The organism is Amycolatopsis iheyensis (assembly GCF_024703995.1).
GTDB lineage: Bacteria > Actinomycetota > Actinomycetes > Mycobacteriales > Pseudonocardiaceae > Amycolatopsis > Amycolatopsis iheyensis.
This window is the reverse complement of record NZ_JAMXQV010000014.1, coordinates 256,755-272,942: the sequence shown is the minus strand read 5'-3', so window position 1 is coordinate 272,942 and position 16,188 is coordinate 256,755. Positions and strand designations below refer to the sequence as shown.

Genomic DNA, 16,188 nt, shown 5'->3' with positions numbered 1-16,188 from the left:
CGCTTCGGCCGCGCCGATGCCACCCGGGCGGGCCGCGCCCGAGGCGGAGCCGGCGCCCGTCGAGCTGCCGCTGCCGGCGCCCGCGCCACCACCGGGCCCGAAGCCGCCGCGGCCGCTGCCACCGCCGCCCCCGCCGACCTTCGAGTTGTAGGCCTCGTCGCCGCCGAAGTTCATGCCACCCATCGGCATCGGGCTCATCGGCGGCATGCCGCCGAACGACTGGTTCGGGTTCGGCGTCGAGCCGCCGGGGATCGAACCGGGCGTGAAGCCGGACGGCGTGGTGGTGCCGGCCGGCACGAGCCCGGTCCCGGTGGTCGAGCCGGGCCCGGGCAGGTTGACGTGCGGCGTGCCGGTGGTGCCGCCGGGGATGTTGCCGGTGGTGAAGTTGTTGTTGCCGCCCGGCGTGTTCACCCCGTGCGAGCCGGGCGTGTCCACACTGGACGGGATGTTGATGCCGTCCTTGCCGCCGTCGCCGTTGGGGTCGTCGCTGCCACCACCGGTGCTGAAGCTGGGCGGCGGCGCGAAGGCGGGCTGCTTCGAGGCGGACTCGTAGAGGTTCTTGTCGTAGGTCGCCATGACGCCGGCGGCCTGGTCGTGCGCCGCCTGGCTGTCCTTCTGCTTCTGGAGGGCCTTGTCGACGTTGTCCGGCATGCTGAACGGGTTCGACGTCGCGATGTTCTTGAACTCTTCGGTCCAGCTGAACGGGATCGGCGCCGGCATGGCGTTCTTCGCCGTCGAGGCGGCTTGGCCCTGGTCGTAGATGGTCTCGGAGGCCAGCTTCGCGTTCTGCGAGTTGGCGTCGGACCACTTTCCGAGGCTCGTGAAGTACTGCTGGGCGTTCTCGGCCGCAGCGCCTTCCCAGGTGCCCTTCGACGCGTTGACCGCGGTGTTCATCGACTGCGCGAACTTGTCGAAGACCTGGTGCACCTGGTGGTAGGCCGTCGAAACGTCGGAAACCTGCTCGACGTTCAGGTTGCTCTGGAGGAACGCCTGGAGCTGGGTGTGGTCGGTGCCCTTGTAGTCGGCGTTCGGGGCGTGCAGGCCCGCGACGTACTCGACGTCCCGGCCCTTGGTGGCCGCGGCTTCGTTCTTGTCGCCGATTTCCTGGGACTGGTTCTGTGCCTGGCTCGTGGCGAGGAACCGCTGCACCCAGCCGAACAACGGGTCGTTCTGGTCGACCCCCGCTTCGGCTTTGGCCTGCAGGTAGGCGTCGCGTTCGGCCGGAGCCATGTCCGCGACCTGCTCGGGCGTCTTGGGCGGTGGCGGCGGCTTCTGCGTCGTCATCTGGGTTCCCCTATCCCTTCGGCAACCGAGGTTCGACGGTCTTCGCGACCGCTTCGGCGATTTGGCAGGCCTCGTCCGACGATTGGACCGCTGTCACCGCCACGTCCACTCGGGACGAGTCGCCCACCGCCAGCCCGAGCGTGCACCCAGGCGCGGCGCCGTCCGGTGACTCCTTGGCCTTCCGGCCGTTGACCTCTTTGTCGACCACCCCGCGACCGGTGTCCCGGACCTGGTCGACCGTGGCGTCGTCACGCACGCTCACGCCGGCCACCATGCCCTTGTCACTGGCCGAGGCGATCTTCTTCTGGTAGCTGCACACCCGGGCGCCGCCGAGCGTGCCGTTCTCCGGCGGGTTGAACTCGCCGTAGCTGCTCAGATCGCCCGCTTCGAGGAGAGAACAGGGATCGGTGATCGACTCGGTACCCGCCCCGCCCGTGGAACTGCTCTCCGAGGTTGCCGGTGCGCTGGCCGACGGCGACTGCGCGGGTGAGGCCGTGCCCCCCTGGGTGCTGGTGCACCCGGTCAGCAGGGCGCCACCGGCGACGAGCGGGAGAACGACACGAACAAGGAGTTTCGTCATTACCTCAGGCCTGCTTGGTCTGGAGCGCGGAGAAGGCTTGGTTTTCGGTTTCCTTGTACTGGCCCGCTGCTCTGGCCAGCGCCTCATCAGCCTGCTGGGCGACCTGCTTGAGCTGGTTCAGCACCGCCCGGGCCGAGCCCTGGGCCTCGGTGGCGCTCTTCTGGTCGTGCGTGGCGACGGTCTGCCCGTACGGGTGGCTGCCGAGCTGGGGCGCCTGGTCCAGGGCGTAGGTCTTGAAACCGAGGCTGTCGAGGTCGGTGACGAGCGCCGTCAGCGCGTCGCGGATGGGCTTCACACCTTCGGGGGTGATCTTGAAGCCGCCGCTCTTGGCCGCCGAGATCAGCTTCTGCGTCTCCGCCGAAACGCTCTGCACCGCCGCACCCATGGCGCCGGAGGAGAGCGGGTTCATGATGTTCGCGATCGAGCCGCCGCCCCCGCCGTCAGCTATCTGCATCGCTGTTCCACCCCGAATCGCTTCGCCCATACGTGTGCACCCGGGAGTCTACTAGCCGGGCACCCTGTGCAACCGCCGTTCACCGATCTTCACCTGGGACGCAGCCGCGCGGCCTGCGGTTCCCCTCAGAACTGACCTTCGAGCTGGGCGTAGAGCTGCTGGGCCAGCCGGGCGTTGTCCGCCGGCGCGTAGGTGATCCAGCGCTGGCCGTCGGCGGCCGCGCGCGACGACATCAGCCAGCGACCCGACGGGGTGTCGAACCAGGCCAGCGGGGGGAACGTGCCGCCGCGGGTCTGGGCGGTGAACTGGCCCACGCGCTTCTTCGGCTCCTGGAAGACGCGCTCGATCATCCGGAGCTGCGGGCCGCCACCACCGCCGCTCTGCCCTCGCGGGCCGGTGACCCCCGCGAACGGGTCGTAGACGTCGTCGCGGCGCTGCTGGCGGGGCTTGTCCGCCGGGCGGGAGATGGTGACCGACTGGCCCGGCGCGGCCGGGGTCAGCGGGAGGAGGTCGACGATCGCCGGCACGATGCCGGTCGGGCGGACCTCCTCGAAGACGATCAGGTTCTCGTCCTGGCGGGCGAGCACCCCGAACTGGCCGTCGGTGGCGACGCGGGCGAACAGGTGGCGGTCCCCCAGCTCGGCGGCCGCGCTGATGACCACGCTGCCGCGGACGAAGGTGGCCAGCGCCAGCTCGGCGTCCGGGTCGAGCCGGCCGCGGCTCCACAGCCCCCGGCCGGTCAGGTCGCGGACGACGGCGTCGCGGATCATCGCCCGCTGCTCGACGGTGGTGCCGACGTGCGGGACCTCGAACGGCGTCGGCGCGCGGCCCAGCCCGAGCTGCTCGAGCAGGATGTCCACCGCTGCCAGCGACAGCGAGAACGAGTGAGGCATCGCTTCCATCCCCCCGCAGGTTCCATCGGGCCTTCGGGAAACGGTAGTCCACGCGGTGCGGGGTCCGCAGGCGGATGCTGCGCCCTCAGCGAACTCGCTTGCCCGGCCAAGATCGCCGCTGGTCCGATGGAGGCATGGCTGACGAAAAACCCGCACTGGTGCTCCACCTCGCCGGCGGCGGCGAGCCGCTGCTGTTCGCGCTGACCACCGAAGAGTCCGGAAAGCTGGCAAGCCGGCTCACCCAGCTGGTGAAGTCCGGCGCGGTCGAACCGGTGACGACGAAGGACGACTCGGTGGTGGCGATCAACTTCGCCCACGTGGCGGCCGCGTACGTCGACGACCTGAACCGCAAGAACCGGGTCTTCGGCCTGCACCCCTGACGCGGCGAAGGCCGCCTCACGCGGGAGACGGGCAGCCGCCGAGCCAGGGCGCGAAGGCGTTGGGCCGATGCCGCAGCCCCGCGAAACGCGCGAAGGCCGTTACACGCGGCAGCCGTCCTGCCCACCGGGTGCTCGGCCGCGACCGGCAGGAAGGTCGCTTCGTGGACCAGCCACCGGCGGGTCCACCGACCGGCGACGGGCACACCGGCCGAGAAATCGGCCAGGTCGAGGCCGGAAACCGGGCAGCCGCCGAGCCAGGGCGCGGAGGCGCTCGGTCGATGCCGCAGCCCGCGAAACGCGCGAAGGCCGCCTCACGCGGGACGTGAGACGGCCTTCGGCGGGCTGAAAATCAGAGCTTGTACAGGCGCTTCCAGTTCTCGCGCGAGGTGAGCTCCGGCATGGCGCGCTTGTACTGCTCCTGCACCGCCGCGCCTTCCTTGCGCAGCCGCTGGACCACCTTCGCGCCGCGCTTGGCCAGGTCGAACATCTTGACCTTGTCGTAGGCGCGGACGCGGACGCCTTCCTGGTTCGCGTCCGTCACGACCGCCTTGTCGAACAGGGCGATGTGCCACCAGTTCGCCTCGTCGATCGGGACCGCGCCGAGGCCGAAGCGGCTGCGGCCGAGCACCCGGTCCAGCACGCGCTTGATCAGCACCAGGCGCTGCATGCTGGGCCGCGGGGCGCTGTTGATGATGCCGATGTCGTTGGACGCGATGCCCGGGACGTCGGTCGCCTTGTGGCGCTTCGTCTCCGGGTACTCGTCGCGGATGCGGCGGATCTCCTTCATCGCCTCGACGCCGCCGTCACGCAGGATCTCCGGGCCCTCGAGGAAGTCCTCGACGGCCTTGATCAGCGTGGCCGACAGGCCGTACTGCATGCCCAGCAGGTAGCGCACCAGCTGCGCGAGCAGCACCCGCGAGAGCAGGTTGAGGTTGAACGGCGAGTGCAGCGCCGCCGTGATGATCGAGTTGCGCAGGTTGAAGTACCGGTGCCACTCGTCCCAGTCCTTCATGTGGAAGTCCGCGTGCCACACGCCCGCACCCGGCAACGTCACCGTCGGGAAGCCGTGCGCGCGGGCCCGGTAGGAGTACTCGGCGTCGTCCCACTGGAAGAAGAACGGCAGCGGGTAGCCCGTCGCCTTGACGACCTCGTAGGGGATCAGGCACGACCACCAGCCGTTGTAGCCGGCGTCGAGGCGGCGCTCCTGGCGGTTCGGCTTCAGCGTCTCCTCGTCGACGCCGAGCAGGTCGGCCGTCGTCAGGGAGTGCTCGACCGGCTGGCCGGGCTCGAGCGTGTTCAACCTCGCGTACTCGGCGCCGACGTGCAGCTGGTTCGGGTGGAACAGGTTCAGCATCTGGCCGCCGACGATGATCGGGTCGGCCGCGCGGTTGGAGAACGCCGTCATCCGGATCACCAGGTCCGGCTCGAGCAGGACGTCGTCGTCCATGAACAGGACGTTCGCGTGCTCGGTGGCGGTGTGCCCGGCGACCTCGAACAGGCCGCGGGTGAAGCCGCCGGCGCCGCCGAGGTTCGGCTGCTTGATGTAGTGCAGCTTGTCGGCGAGGTCCTTCGCGACCTGCTCGAAGCCGTCACGCGACTCGACGAGGTCGGTGCCCTGGTCGGCGACGTAGATCGCGTCCAGGGTCTCCAGCGACGACACGTCCGCGGCCAGGGCCTGCAGGTTCTTGAGGCAGTCGTCGGCGCGGTTCATCGTGCAGATGGTCACCGCGGTCGGGCGGATCTTCTCCGGCGCCTCGACCGTCCAGCGGACCTGCTCGACGCGCAGCGTCTGGCCACCCTCGGTCTCGAGGTCGAGCCAGAGCGCGCCGCCGTCGTAGAACTTGTCGAGCTTGCCGGTCAGCGTGACCTTCAGCTGCTTGGCGTCGGTGACCTGCTCGGCGTCGACCACGCGCGGCTCGCCCTCGACGTCCGAGGCGCCCATCGACAGCAGGCCGGTGCCGGTGACGACGGCCTCGACCGAGACCTCGCCGACGTTCGTCCAGCGCTGCCAGTAGCTGGCCGGGAAGCGGCCGAAGTACGTGTTGCCCGACACCTTGGAGGCGGGCTCGAGGGTGAGCGCCGCACGTTCCCGCACGGCCGAGCCCCACTCGAGCTCGGCGTACAGGTCCTTGCTGACGATCGGCGCGGGGCCGGCGTAGAGCCCGCGCTGCGCCGTCAGGCGACCCTGCGGAGTGTGCTCGGTGAACCGCGTCTCGGCGGCCGCGCCGGCTTGAGTGGTCGGCGCCGGGGTTGCTGTTTTACCGGGCATGAAGTTCCTCAGTTCTCCTCAGTCGACGGCTCGCGGAACACGACCCACTTGAGCATCACGAAGTTGATCACCGTGGCGGTGGCCTGCGACACGGCCCAGCACAGTGTGTGCTGCCACGCCGACTCCGGCAGAACCTGCAGCATCAGCTGGTTCACCCCGACCGCGACGAAGAACGTCACGGTGTAGAGCAGGACGAACGAGCCGACCTGGGCCTTGCCGTCCTTGCGCCCGCCGGCGAAGGTGAACTTCCGGTTCAGGAAGAACGCCGTGGTCGTGCCCACGATGAAACTGATAGCGCGAGCGACGTCGACCCACGGTGAAGTGGCCATCCCGGCCACCTGCGTCAGCAGGGTGTACGTGCCCAGGTCGACCAGCGCGCAGAAGCCGCCGATCAGGGCGAAGCGGATGAGCTGCCCGAGCAGTCCGGGAGAGGACGGCTGAGCAGCTGCCAGTTCGGCTTGCGGATCGGTCGCCACCACTGCATTACCTCGTTGCCTGAGTCATGGTCACCCGCGCGGGCGCTTGTGCCTTGATGCGCAAAGTGTAGAAGCGAGCACTTCAGGGTCACGTTCCGGGCGTCGTTCGGCGTGGCTACCCTGGTCGGGTGACCCATGTACCCGAGACACAGCGACGCACGCTCACGGGCTGGGCGCGGACGGCCCCGACCACCGCCGACGTCCTGAGCACCGCAGACGTCGAAGCCATCGCGAAGGCCGTGACCCGGGCCGGCGAGCGCGGTGTCATCGCGCGCGGCCTCGGCCGCTCCTACGGCGACCCGGCGCAGAACGCCGGCGGCCTCGTCGTCGACATGACCCCGCTGAACCGGATCCACTCGATCGACCCGGACAGCGCGCTGGTCGACCTCGACGCCGGCGTCAGCCTCGACCAGCTGATGCGCGAGGCGCTGCCGTACGGCCTGTGGGTCCCGGTGCTGCCGGGCACGCGCCAGGTGACGATCGGCGGCGCGATCGCCAACGACATCCACGGCAAGAACCACCACAGCGCGGGCAGCTTCGGCAACCACGTCGTGTCGATGGACCTGATCACCGCCGACGGGCAGATCCGCACGCTGACCCCGGAGGGCCCGGACGCCGAGCTGTTCTGGGCGACCGTCGCCGGCATCGGCCTCACCGGCATCATCGTCCGCGCGACGATCCGGATGACCAAGACGGAGACCGCGTACTTCCTCGCGGACAACGAGCGCACGGACAACCTCGACGAGACCCTCGAGCTGGTCAGCAACGGCTCCGACGACAAGTACACCTACTCGTCGGCGTGGTTCGACACCATCTCCACCGGCGCCAAGATGGGCCGCGCCGCCTTCGGCCGCGGCTCGCTCGCGAAGCTCGACGAGCTGCCGCCCAAGCTGCGCGCGGACCCGCTCAAGTTCGACGCCCCGCAGCTGGCGACCCTGCCGGACGTCTTCCCGAACGGCCTGGCCAACAAGCTGACCTTCGGCGGCATCGGCGAGCTGTACTACCGGAAGACGCCTAAGGAAGCCCGCGGCGTGGTCCAGAACCTCACGGCCTTCTACCACCCGCTCGACATGTTCGGCGAGTGGAACCGCGCCTACGGCTCCAAGGGCTTCCTGCAGTACCAGTTCTCGACGCCGCTGAACGCGCACGAGCCGCTCCGGAAGATCGTCACGAAGATCGCCGAATCGGGGCACGTCTCCTTCCTCAACGTGTTCAAGCGGATGGGCGAGGGCAACGCGGCGCCGCTGTCGTTCCCGCACCCGGGCTGGATGGTCTGCGTCGACTTCCCGATCAAGGCCGGCCTGGGCCGGTTCTGCCAGGAGCTCGACGACGACGTCCTCGAGCTCGGCGGCCGGCTGTACACCGCGAAGGACTCGCGCACCTCGCCCGAGACGTTCGCGCAGATGTACCCGCGCCTCGAAGAGTGGCGCAAGGTGCGCGCCGCCGTGGACCCCGAAGGCGTTTTCGCCTCTGACATGAGCCGGAGGCTCGAGCTGTGATCGACGCTGTTGGCAACCCCCAGTCCCTGCTGCTGCTCGGCGGCACGTCCGACATCGCGCTGGCGATCGCCGAGAAGTACCTGGCCGAGAAGCCGCTGCGGGTCGTGCTCGCGGCCCGCCCGTCGCCGCGGCTCGACGCGGCCGCGCAGCGCCTGAAGGACAAGGGCGCCGAGGTCGCGACCGTCGACTTCGACGCGAAGGACCTGGCGTCGCACCCGGGCGTGCTGGACAAGGCGTTCGAAGGCGGCGACATCGACGTCGCGGTCGTGGCGTTCGGCCTGCTCGGTGACCCCGAGGAGCTGTGGCAGGACCACGCGAAGGCGGTCGAGGCGGCGACGGTGAACTACACCGCCGCGGTGTCCGTCGGCGTCGCGCTGTCGGAGAAGCTCAAGGTCCAGGGCCACGGCACGGTGATCGCGCTGTCGTCGGTGGCCGGCGAGCGCGTCCGCCGCTCGAACTTCGTCTACGGCTCGACCAAGGCCGGCTTCGACGGCTTCTACCTGGGCCTCGGCGAGGCCCTCAAGCCGCACGGCGTCAAGGTGACGGTCGTCCGCTCGGGCCAGGTCCGGACGAAGATGACCGACGGCCTGAAGGACGCCCCGCTGACCCAGAACGCCGACCAGGTGGCCGAGCAGGCCGTCGCCGCGGCGCGCGCGGGCAAGGAGCTGATCTGGGCGCCCGCGCCGTTCCGCCTGGTGATGTCGGTGCTGCGGCACGTCCCGCGGCCGATCTTCCGCAAGCTTCCGGTCTGATCGGGAACCCTCGCGTCCGCGGAATCGTCCAAACGGGGCAACCGCGACGCGAGGGAGCAAGATGGACCTGGGGACCAAACTGGACGCCGCCCTGCGGTCGTTCCAGGAGCGGGCGGCGAAGGCCGCCGAACTCAAGGAACGGATCGCGGGGCTGCGCGGCAGCGCCCGCAACGCCGACGGCTCGGTGACCGTGACGGTCGCGCCGTCCGGCGCCGTGCTGGGGCTGCAGCTGGGCCCGCAGGCGATGCGGCGCTCGCACACGGCGTTGCAGCAGGAGATCCTGACCGCGATCCGGGACGCCACGAAGCAGGCGTCGGCGGCGCTGAACCAGACCGTCGAGCCGGTGCTCGGTGAGCGCGCGGAGCAGTTCCGCGAGGCGTTCAACGCGCACGTCGAGCCGCTCGGCCCGAGCACGCCGCCACCCGCGGAGACGCTGGCCACGGCACCGGTGCCGGTGCGCCAGGAGCCGCCGCGCACCCGCCCGGCCCCGCCGCCCGCCGAAGACGACGACTTCGGTGGCCCGATCCTGCGCCGGGAGCGGTTTTGAGCACCGGGTACGACGTCCAGCCGGCGGCGCTGACCGCGCACGCCGCCGGGTCGAAGGAGGCCGCCGGCCACTTCGGCAGCCTCGCCGGGCTGCTCCAGCAGGCCCGGGTCAGCGACGACTGCTTCGGCCCGCTCGGCGAGCTGATGGCCTACAAGTACTTCGACTCGCTGCAGGAGTGCCAGGACCTGGCGAACCAGGCCAAGTCGTTCCTCGACCAGATCTCCGAGAAGACGACGCTGGCCGCGAAGGCCTACGCCGAGCACGAGAGCGGCACGACGGCGGCCATCGCCGGGCTCGCCGACGGCGGCAGCGGCCCGGGCAGCCTGGGCGACGTCAACCACGCCGGTGACGGCGACCGCAAGGGCTACTGGGAGCAGAACGGCGGCTACGGCAGCAGCTGGCTCTCGACGTCGTCCGAGGTGTCGCAGGCGAGCAGCCCGCCCGACGTCGCCATCGCCACCGTGCACGCGCGCATGGAGCAGCTGCAGCTGATCACCAGCCCCGGCCAGTCGTTCATGGACAACGGCCTGGGCTTCCTGATCGGCATCGTGATCAGCCCGCTCGTCGAGTTCGTCCTCGAACCGGCCATCGGCGACCCCGAGCAGATGCGCAGCACGGCGAAGGGCTGGGAGCAGGTCGCGAAGTGGCTCGACGGCACCGCCGAGCACGAACAGAAGCGCGCCGACCTCACCAAGGAGCCCTGGAAGGGCGACGCCGGCGACGCGTTCCGCACGCAGATGACCGAGTTCGCGGGCGGCGCGAAGGCGTTCGCGAGCGAGGTCCGCGGGCTGCAGCAGATCCTGGAGATCGCGGCCGACCTGTTCGACGCGTTCGTGGAGATCGTCATCGACATCCTCCAGGAACTGGTGATGGGCCTGATCATCGAGTGGCTGGCCGCGCTGGCCGCCTCGTGGATCACGGCCGGGGCGTCGGTGGGCGCGGCGACGGCGGCCACCGAGGGCGAGGTCGCGCTCACCGGCGGCCGGCTCGGGATGAAGGTCAAGGAGCTGCTCGGCAAGCTGAAGCCGCTGATCCAGCAGCTGGAGAAAATGTTGGAGAAGCTGCGCACCGGGCCGCTGAAGAAGGTCGTCGAGCGGGCGGAGGGCCTGCGCAACGGCAACTTCCTCGAGAAGCGGCTGGCCGACCAGATCGACAAGCACCCGCTGGCGAAGATCCTGACCAAGGCGAACCCGGTGACCGGCGCGTCGAAGACCGGCAACAAGTTCGCCGGCCGGTTCGGCGTCGACGGCGAGGGCGCCGACGCGCTGACCACGAACCTCACCGAGGCCGGGCTGCGCGCGGCCGGGCTGAGCGGCACGACCAGCGTCGGCAAGGCGGCCTGGCGAGGCAGTGCCGGCAACGTCGTCGAACAGGGCGTGGAGCAGGGCGTGAAGTACGGCTACAACGAGTCCCAGGACCCGTCGTCCGACGAAGAGCGCCGCGCCGCCACCGACCGCGGGTTCACCCTCGAAGAATGAACCTCTCCGACCCGCTCGGCGCGGCCACCCAGGCCCGGCCGTACCTGCGCCCCGGCGAAGCACTGCGGTGGGCGGCGTACGGCCGGGGCTTCGCGTTCGACATCCGCGGCCTGACGCCGGACGGGCAGCCCGCCAAGGGGTTGCTGCGCAAGGTCGGGTCGGGCGTGGCCGGGTTCGCGGGCGACTTCGTGTTCGAGGCGATCGCCGGCGGTGAGGGCGACAGCGGCTCCGACAAGCCGCCGCCCCCGCAGGTCGTCGCGTTCGGCGAGCGGGCGGGGGTGCTCGCGCACGAGCTGCTGCGCCCGCTCCCGGTCCGCGCGGCGGTGCGGCGGCTGTGGGTGCTGACGCCGCAGCGGCTGCTGGTGCTCGACGAGCACGTGCCCGCGCCGGCACCGGAGCCCCAGAAGTCGTTCCTGGGCAAGGCGATCGGCTTCGGCCGGGACGTCGCCGCGATCCTCACCGACCGCACGAAGACCTACGGCGACAACCGCGAGGGCGAACCGATCGCCCTGCGCGGCTTCGGGCCGGCGGCGGAACTCCCCCGCGACCGCGTCGCGCGGGTGGACGTCGCCAAGCGAGGCCGGAAACCGGTGCTGCGGATGTCCCTTGTGGACGGTTCCGGGCTCGACTTCCGGTTCGACGCCGACGACCACTTCGACTGGCTGCTGGCCCGGACGAACGGAGCGCGGTGAACCTCGAGGTCACGACCGCGACCAAGGTCGACAAGATCATCGAACGCGAGCTGGGCTCGCACTGGCTCCGCCGCGGCGAGGTGCTGCGGCTGGGCTGCCCGCCGTACCACGCGCACGTCGGGCTGCGGCTCGGCGACGCCCGGCACGCGCCGTACGTGCCCGAGCGCGAAGTGCCGAAGGTGACCGGCGGGCCGGGGCGCTGGCCACTGCCCAGCGACGTCGTCGCGGACGAGGACTGGACCGACGACCCGGCGCTCGGCTACTGGGCCACCGCGACCGACCCGGGTCAGGTCGCCGTCCGGCTCGCCGACCACTTCGCCGGCGGCGTCGGCCACGCCCGGCTGACCTGGACGAACCAGCGGCTCGCCGTCGTCTACCCGACCAGTCGGCTGGAGGGTGGCGAAGGCGGGCCGTTCACCACGGCGGAGGAGTTCGACGCGCGGGTCGTCGTCCGGCTGGACGCCGTGCTCGGCGGGCAGAGCTTCCCGCCGTCGCCGACGATCCGCTTCGGGTTCGCCGACGGCTCGGCGGTGTTCCTGCGGGACGCGCTCGCGCCGATGAAGGTCTCGCGCGCGCTGTCTCCACCCCGGGGTTGAGCCGGAAGTCCATCCGGACCCGGTCCGCGAACCGATGTGGTGACGCACGCGCGAAAACAGACTGGTCACCATGATGACTCCGACCGGCAAGCGCGACGGCCTGACGCTGCTCCTGCGCGACGTCGTCCTCCCGATGGCCCTCTACTACGTCCTGCGTTCCTTCGAAGTCGCCGCGCTGTGGGCGCTGCTGGTCAGCGCCGTGCCGCCGGTGGTGCGGTCCGGCTACGTACTGGCGCGGCACCGCCGGCTCGACCCGATCAGCGCGTTCGTGCTCGCCCTGCTGCTGGTGAACGCCGCGGTGGCGGTCTTCTCCGGGGATGCCCGGCTGCTGCTCATCCGCGGTGCCTGGCTCACGCTGCCGCTCGGCGTGGTGATGCTGGCCAGCCTGGTGATCGGGCGGCGGCCGCTGTTCTTCCGGCTGGTGTGCGCCTTCCAGCCCGCCCGCGCCGGCGAGCTGGAACAGCTGTGGGGCCTGTCCCGCGGGTTCCGGGAGCGGTGGCGTTCGCTGACGCTCTGGTGGGGCGCCGGGCTCGTCCTGCTCGCCTGCGCGGTCGTGGTCATGGCGTTCACGCTGCCGGTGGACATCGTGCCGATCCTCGACACCGTGCTGACCGCCGGCTGCGTGGTGCTCGGCGCGAAGCTCACCAAGCAGCGGTTGACGGCCGGCATCAACCGGACGGTGGATGCGTAGGAACCGGGTCGCCGATGGTCGCGGCGGTGCGTGTCCCCGATGCTCGAAGGCATGGGGAAATCGCTGGTCACGCTGCTCTGTGACATCGCCGCGCCGGTCGGCGGCTACTACCTGCTGCGGGCGTTCGATGTCGCGCCGGTCTGGGCGCTGACGCTCGGTGGCCTGCCGCCGGCGCTGCGGGTGCTCTACCTGGCGGCCCGGCACCGGCGGGTCGACGGCATGGGGATCTTCGTGCTGCTGATCGTCGCGGTCGGGCTGGTGACGACGCTGGCCACCGGCGACGCGCGGCTGCAGCTGGTCCGCGGCGCGTGGTTCAGCGTGCTGATCGGCCTCTGGATGCTGGCGAGCCTGCGGATCGGCCGACGGCCGACGACCTACCAGGCCACGCTGGCGCTGGTGCCCCGCCGGGCCGCGGAGCTGGAGGACCGCTGGGCGGACACGCCGTCGTTCCGGCGCGTGTGGCGGGTGCTGGCGGTGGTCTGGGGCCTCGGCGGGCTCGTGCACAGCGCGTTCAGCATCGTGCTGGCGTACACGCTGCCGGTGGACGTCGTGCCGGGGCTCGATACGGTGCTGTCGATCGCGAGCTTCGTGGTGCTCCAGGTGGTCACCCAGGTGCTGCTCGCGCGGGAGGGCACGATGAACCGGATGTGGGCACGCCGATGATCGAGATCCCGCCGCCGGGCGAGTACCGGCTGGACCCGGCGCGCTGCCGGATCGGCGTTTCGGGCACCCACCTCTTCGGGGTGTCCACTGTGGACGGCACGTTCCCGGTGGCCGGCGGCCGGATCGTCGTGGCCGACCCGGTGACCGCGTCGGTCGTGACGGCGGAGGTCGACGCGACCGGGCTGACCACGGGGGAACGCCTGCGGGACACCGAACTCCAGTCGCGCCGCTTCCTGCACGGCCGCGAGCACCCGCTGATCACGTTCACCGACGGCCACCCGGTGCCGGACGGCCCCCGCTGGCTGCTCGACGGCGTGGTCACGGTCCGCGGCACGGCGGGCCGGGTCCGCTGCGCGATCGACGCGGTGACGTTGTCGGCCGACGGGTTCACGGCCCGGGCGGCGACGGTCGTCGACCGGTTCGCGTTCGGCCTGACCTACGGCAAGCGCCTGGGCGGGCGCGAGTTCACGCTGACCCTGGACGTCACCGCGGTGCGGCGCTGAGCACCTGGGCGGGCATCAGGTAGAGGTTCTGGGCGCCCGTCCACGGCGAGTCGATGTGCCAGGTCGCCAGCGCGGTCGGCGGCGGCGGGCGGCGGGTCGCGGTCAGCACCAGGTCCGGGCTGATCGGGGCGACGCTGTGGTCGAAGTTGTGGAAGTTCGCCTCCAGCAGCGCGCGGCCGATGTCGCCGCTGCGGCGTTTCGTCTCCGCGATCGCCGGGTCGACCGCGCCGCGGTCGGAGAACTCGTCCACCAGCTCGCAGTCGCACGCGTACGCCAGGGCGCCGACCTCGCCCGCCGTCTCGACCTTGCGGCCGTGGGCGAGGGCCGCCAGCTGCGCGCCGATCTCGCGGTACTCCGTCGTCGACGCGTGGTTGCTGGAGATCGGCGCGAACTGGCGCGGGAGACCCGGCAGCGCGTAGACCGCGACGCTCGCCGCGAGCACCGCGCCGGTCGCCGTCAGCGCGCCGCGGCGGATCCGCTCAGGCACCGCGCAGGCGCAGGCGACCAGGAAGATCGTCGCGCCGATGATGCTGGGCGCGTAGTACCAGTGGTAGGGCGGCACGCCGAGCCGGCTGTAGGCCACGTAGTGCAGGGCGCCGGCCACGGCGAGCGCCGCGAACGGCGTCAGGCGGCGGGCGGTTTCGGACCCGCGGCGGTACTGGACGATCCAGCTCACGCCGACCACGCCGGCGACGGCCAGCGGAAGGAACGAGAGGGCGGCCTCGGCCGGGAAGTTGCGCCAGTAGAGGAGCGGGCCGTTGGTGAAGCTGAACGGGCCCCACGACTGCTGGCTGATCTTGATGACCAGCGTGTCGGGCACGGCCGAGCCGAGCACGAGCCAGCTGAACCCGAACCACGGCAGCGTCACGGCGAGAGCGGCGAAGGCCGTCTGCCAGATGCCGGTCCAGAACTCGCGGCGGGCGGCGAACAGCACGGCGGCGATGAGCAGCAGGTCGATCCGGACGAGCGCGAGCAGCCCGATGACGACCCCGAGCCGGCCCGCCCTGCGCTCCCCCGCGTAGACGAGCGTCCAGACGACCCCGGCGGCGCCGAGCGTGACCTCCAGCCCGACGGACGACAGGAGCAGCGGGTTGACCAGCAGCACGGCGAAGGCCAGCGGCGCGAAGGCGGGCGGCAGCCCGGTGCGCTCACCGAGCCGCCGCAGGCCGAGGACCATGACGACCTGCGCGGCGACGAACACGATCCCGGCGGCCAGCACGGCGTCGCGCACGAAGAAGGTGACCGCGCCGAGGGCCAGGACGTTCAGCGGCGAGGTGGCGGTGTTGGCCGTGCCCTGCTCGATCAGGCCCCAGTGGGCGTGGAAGGCGAGGTTCTTCGCGTAGGACAGCGTGATGTAGGTGTCATCGATGAGATGGCTGCTGACCAGTGTGAACACGAGCGCGGAAGCCGCCGCGGCCGCCGCCGGGAGGGCCCAGGCACGGGTGCTCGGCCAAGCCGCCGGCAGCGCACCGGCGGCCTCGCGGAGTTCTGCGGAGGCGCTTCGCATCACGGACACCGTACCCCGTCCGTGATGCTTCTGTGATCTGAGCCCGGGGTCGGTGGCTCAGACCACAGCCGGCTCAGATGCCGTCGCCGGTGCCGGAGTTGCCCGAGTTGCCGGAGTTCCCGCCGCCTCGGCCGGGGAAGCCGCGGCCGTCGAAGCCCTGGTCGGGGCCGTTGTACTGGCGGTGGATGCCGGGCCGGCCGTCGCGGGGGCCGTGGTGCGACGCCGCGATGGCGATCCCGCCGACGACACCCCCGCCGATGAGGACGCCGAGCACGCCGACGCCGACGAGCTGGGTGGCCCGGTGTCCGACGAAGCGCCGGAAGCCGCCGGGCCGGCGGGGGGCGTTGGCCGGGGGCGGGGCCCAGGCGCCGTAGGTCTGGCCAGGTCCGGGCTGCGAGAGCTGCGGGGTCGGCGGCACGGGTGGCGGCAGCTGGCCATGGGCGGCGGCCGGTTGCGGCTCAGCCGGTGCTTCGGCGCCCGGTGTGGCCTGGGCTGCGGCCGGTTGCGGCTCAGCCGGGGCGGCGGCCGGAGTGGCTTGCGCGCCGGCCGGCTGCGGCTCAGCCGGGGCGGCGGCCGGAGTGGCCTGCGTGGCGGCGGGTTGCTGCGCGGCTTGGGCAGCGGCGGAGTGCGGCTCAGCCGGGACCGCGGCGCCCGGCGTGGTCGCCTGCGCGGCGGCGGGCTCCTGCGTGGCCGGCGCCGCGGGCTGCTGCGGCGCGGCGGAGGTGGCCTGCGTGGTCGGCTGCCCGGCCGGTGCCGCGGGTTGTTGCGTGGTCGGCTGCCCGGCCGCGGTGGCCGGCTGCTCGACGGTCGGTTGGTCGGCCCCCGCCGGGGCCTTCTCCTCGCGCGGCTGGTCGTTCATCGTCGCTCCTGTGGTCACGGGGACGGGCGCACTGCCCGCCCCCACCACCTCAGGGTGCGCCGCTC

18 protein-coding genes are annotated in these 16,188 nt (G+C 71.6%); 10 read left to right on the top strand and 8 right to left on the bottom strand.

What is annotated here, in order from left to right:
• The 4 genes from M8542_RS26635 to M8542_RS26620 form a co-directional block, all read right to left on the bottom strand.
• On the bottom strand, nt 1–1,284 hold a 1,284-nt coding region (locus tag M8542_RS26635), incomplete at its 3' end, for a hypothetical protein (protein ID WP_257922969.1).
• 10 nt (nt 1,285–1,294) lie between these two features.
• A complete protein-coding gene (locus M8542_RS26630) occupies nt 1,295–1,864 on the bottom strand; it encodes a DUF3558 domain-containing protein (RefSeq protein WP_257922968.1) in 570 nt (189 codons plus the stop codon).
• Between the two features lie 4 nt (nt 1,865–1,868).
• Nucleotides 1,869–2,318 (bottom strand): hypothetical protein, encoded by a 450-nt coding sequence (locus M8542_RS26625; protein ID WP_257922967.1) that lies wholly within the window; start codon nt 2,316–2,318, stop codon nt 1,869–1,871.
• A 125-nt stretch (nt 2,319–2,443) separates the two neighbouring features.
• Nucleotides 2,444–3,211: an ESX secretion-associated protein EspG gene (locus M8542_RS26620; protein WP_257922966.1), complete on the bottom strand. Its 768-nt coding sequence runs from the start codon at nt 3,209–3,211 to the stop codon at nt 2,444–2,446.
• A gap of 134 nt (nt 3,212–3,345) precedes the next feature.
• On the opposite strand from M8542_RS26620, the gene M8542_RS26615 reads away from it, so the two are divergent.
• Nucleotides 3,346–3,591, top strand: coding sequence for a hypothetical protein (locus tag M8542_RS26615; protein ID WP_257922965.1), 246 nt, complete (start codon nt 3,346–3,348; stop codon nt 3,589–3,591).
• 349 nt (nt 3,592–3,940) lie between these two features.
• Here M8542_RS26615 and M8542_RS26610 read toward each other — a convergent pair whose 3' ends face one another.
• Both M8542_RS26610 and M8542_RS26605 read right to left on the bottom strand, forming a co-directional pair.
• Complete coding sequence (locus M8542_RS26610) at nt 3,941–5,860, bottom strand: glycosyltransferase (RefSeq protein WP_257922964.1); 1,920 nt, start codon at nt 5,858–5,860, stop codon at nt 3,941–3,943.
• Nucleotides 5,861–5,868: 8 nt separating this feature from the next.
• Nucleotides 5,869–6,339 carry a GtrA family protein gene (locus M8542_RS26605; RefSeq protein ID WP_257922963.1) on the bottom strand — a complete coding sequence of 157 codons (471 nt, stop codon included), beginning with the start codon at nt 6,337–6,339 and terminating at the stop codon, nt 5,869–5,871.
• Nucleotides 6,340–6,464: 125 nt separating this feature from the next.
• On the opposite strand from M8542_RS26605, the gene dprE1 reads away from it, so the two are divergent.
• From dprE1 to M8542_RS26560, 9 genes are all read left to right on the top strand, one after another.
• On the top strand, nt 6,465–7,835 hold the full coding sequence (gene dprE1 / locus M8542_RS26600) for a decaprenylphosphoryl-beta-D-ribose oxidase (RefSeq protein WP_257922962.1): 1,371 nt from the start codon (nt 6,465–6,467) through the stop codon (nt 7,833–7,835).
• Nucleotides 7,832–8,587 (top strand): decaprenylphospho-beta-D-erythro-pentofuranosid-2-ulose 2-reductase, encoded by a 756-nt coding sequence (gene dprE2, locus M8542_RS26595; RefSeq protein WP_257922961.1) that lies wholly within the window; start codon nt 7,832–7,834, stop codon nt 8,585–8,587. Before dprE1 ends, dprE2 begins: the two co-directional genes overlap by 4 nt.
• Nucleotides 8,588–8,648: 61 nt before the next feature.
• Nucleotides 8,649–9,134 carry a YbaB/EbfC family nucleoid-associated protein gene (locus M8542_RS26590; RefSeq protein ID WP_257922960.1) on the top strand — a complete coding sequence of 162 codons (486 nt, stop codon included), beginning with the start codon at nt 8,649–8,651 and terminating at the stop codon, nt 9,132–9,134.
• Nucleotides 9,131–10,612 (top strand): WXG100 family type VII secretion target, encoded by a 1,482-nt coding sequence (locus M8542_RS26585; RefSeq protein WP_257922959.1) that lies wholly within the window; start codon nt 9,131–9,133, stop codon nt 10,610–10,612. The genes M8542_RS26590 and M8542_RS26585 overlap by 4 nt, the downstream gene beginning before the upstream one ends.
• Nucleotides 10,609–11,304 (top strand): hypothetical protein, encoded by a 696-nt coding sequence (locus tag M8542_RS26580; protein WP_257922958.1) that lies wholly within the window; start codon nt 10,609–10,611, stop codon nt 11,302–11,304. The genes M8542_RS26585 and M8542_RS26580 overlap by 4 nt, the downstream gene beginning before the upstream one ends.
• Nucleotides 11,301–11,900: a hypothetical protein gene (locus M8542_RS26575; protein WP_257922957.1), complete on the top strand. Its 600-nt coding sequence runs from the start codon at nt 11,301–11,303 to the stop codon at nt 11,898–11,900. The genes M8542_RS26580 and M8542_RS26575 overlap by 4 nt, the downstream gene beginning before the upstream one ends.
• Nucleotides 11,901–11,970: 70 nt before the next feature.
• Nucleotides 11,971–12,591 (top strand): VC0807 family protein, encoded by a 621-nt coding sequence (locus tag M8542_RS26570; RefSeq protein WP_257922956.1) that lies wholly within the window; start codon nt 11,971–11,973, stop codon nt 12,589–12,591.
• Nucleotides 12,592–12,642: 51 nt separating this feature from the next.
• Nucleotides 12,643–13,254 carry a VC0807 family protein gene (locus M8542_RS26565; RefSeq protein ID WP_257922955.1) on the top strand — a complete coding sequence of 204 codons (612 nt, stop codon included), beginning with the start codon at nt 12,643–12,645 and terminating at the stop codon, nt 13,252–13,254.
• Nucleotides 13,251–13,757 (top strand): YceI family protein, encoded by a 507-nt coding sequence (locus M8542_RS26560; protein ID WP_257922954.1) that lies wholly within the window; start codon nt 13,251–13,253, stop codon nt 13,755–13,757. Before M8542_RS26565 ends, M8542_RS26560 begins: the two co-directional genes overlap by 4 nt.
• Here M8542_RS26560 and M8542_RS26555 read toward each other — a convergent pair.
• Together M8542_RS26555 and M8542_RS26550 are read right to left on the bottom strand one after the other, a co-directional pair.
• Nucleotides 13,738–15,264, bottom strand: coding sequence for a hypothetical protein (locus tag M8542_RS26555; RefSeq protein WP_257922953.1), 1,527 nt, complete (start codon nt 15,262–15,264; stop codon nt 13,738–13,740). The two genes, M8542_RS26560 and M8542_RS26555, sit on opposite strands and share 20 nt — an antisense overlap.
• 73 nt (nt 15,265–15,337) lie before the next feature.
• The gene (locus tag M8542_RS26550; RefSeq protein ID WP_257922952.1) at nt 15,338–16,123 is read right to left on the bottom strand and encodes a hypothetical protein; all 786 of its coding nucleotides are present in this window, start codon (nt 16,121–16,123) and stop codon (nt 15,338–15,340) included.
• Nucleotides 16,124–16,188: the final 65 nt, after the last annotated feature.

Excerpts from the sequence above, each read along its gene's own strand:
- M8542_RS26630 (WP_257922968.1), bottom strand. The coding sequence starts at position 1,864 with ATGACGAAACTCCTTGTTCGTGTCGTTCTCCCGCTCGTCGCCGGTGGC.
- M8542_RS26565 (WP_257922955.1), top strand. The coding sequence starts at position 12,643 with ATGGGGAAATCGCTGGTCACGCTGCTCTGTGACATCGCCGCGCCGGTC.
- M8542_RS26590 (WP_257922960.1), top strand. The coding sequence starts at position 8,649 with ATGGACCTGGGGACCAAACTGGACGCCGCCCTGCGGTCGTTCCAGGAG.
- M8542_RS26610 (WP_257922964.1), bottom strand. The coding sequence starts at position 5,860 with ATGCCCGGTAAAACAGCAACCCCGGCGCCGACCACTCAAGCCGGCGCG.
- M8542_RS26620 (WP_257922966.1), bottom strand. The coding sequence starts at position 3,211 with ATGCCTCACTCGTTCTCGCTGTCGCTGGCAGCGGTGGACATCCTGCTC.
- M8542_RS26625 (WP_257922967.1), bottom strand. The coding sequence starts at position 2,318 with ATGCAGATAGCTGACGGCGGGGGCGGCGGCTCGATCGCGAACATCATG.
- M8542_RS26555 (WP_257922953.1), bottom strand. The coding sequence starts at position 15,264 with ATGCGAAGCGCCTCCGCAGAACTCCGCGAGGCCGCCGGTGCGCTGCCG.
- M8542_RS26570 (WP_257922956.1), top strand. The coding sequence starts at position 11,971 with ATGATGACTCCGACCGGCAAGCGCGACGGCCTGACGCTGCTCCTGCGC.
- M8542_RS26580 (WP_257922958.1), top strand. The coding sequence starts at position 10,609 with ATGAACCTCTCCGACCCGCTCGGCGCGGCCACCCAGGCCCGGCCGTAC.
- M8542_RS26550 (WP_257922952.1), bottom strand. The coding sequence starts at position 16,123 with ATGAACGACCAGCCGCGCGAGGAGAAGGCCCCGGCGGGGGCCGACCAA.
- M8542_RS26560 (WP_257922954.1), top strand. The coding sequence starts at position 13,251 with ATGATCGAGATCCCGCCGCCGGGCGAGTACCGGCTGGACCCGGCGCGC.
- M8542_RS26615 (WP_257922965.1), top strand. The coding sequence starts at position 3,346 with ATGGCTGACGAAAAACCCGCACTGGTGCTCCACCTCGCCGGCGGCGGC.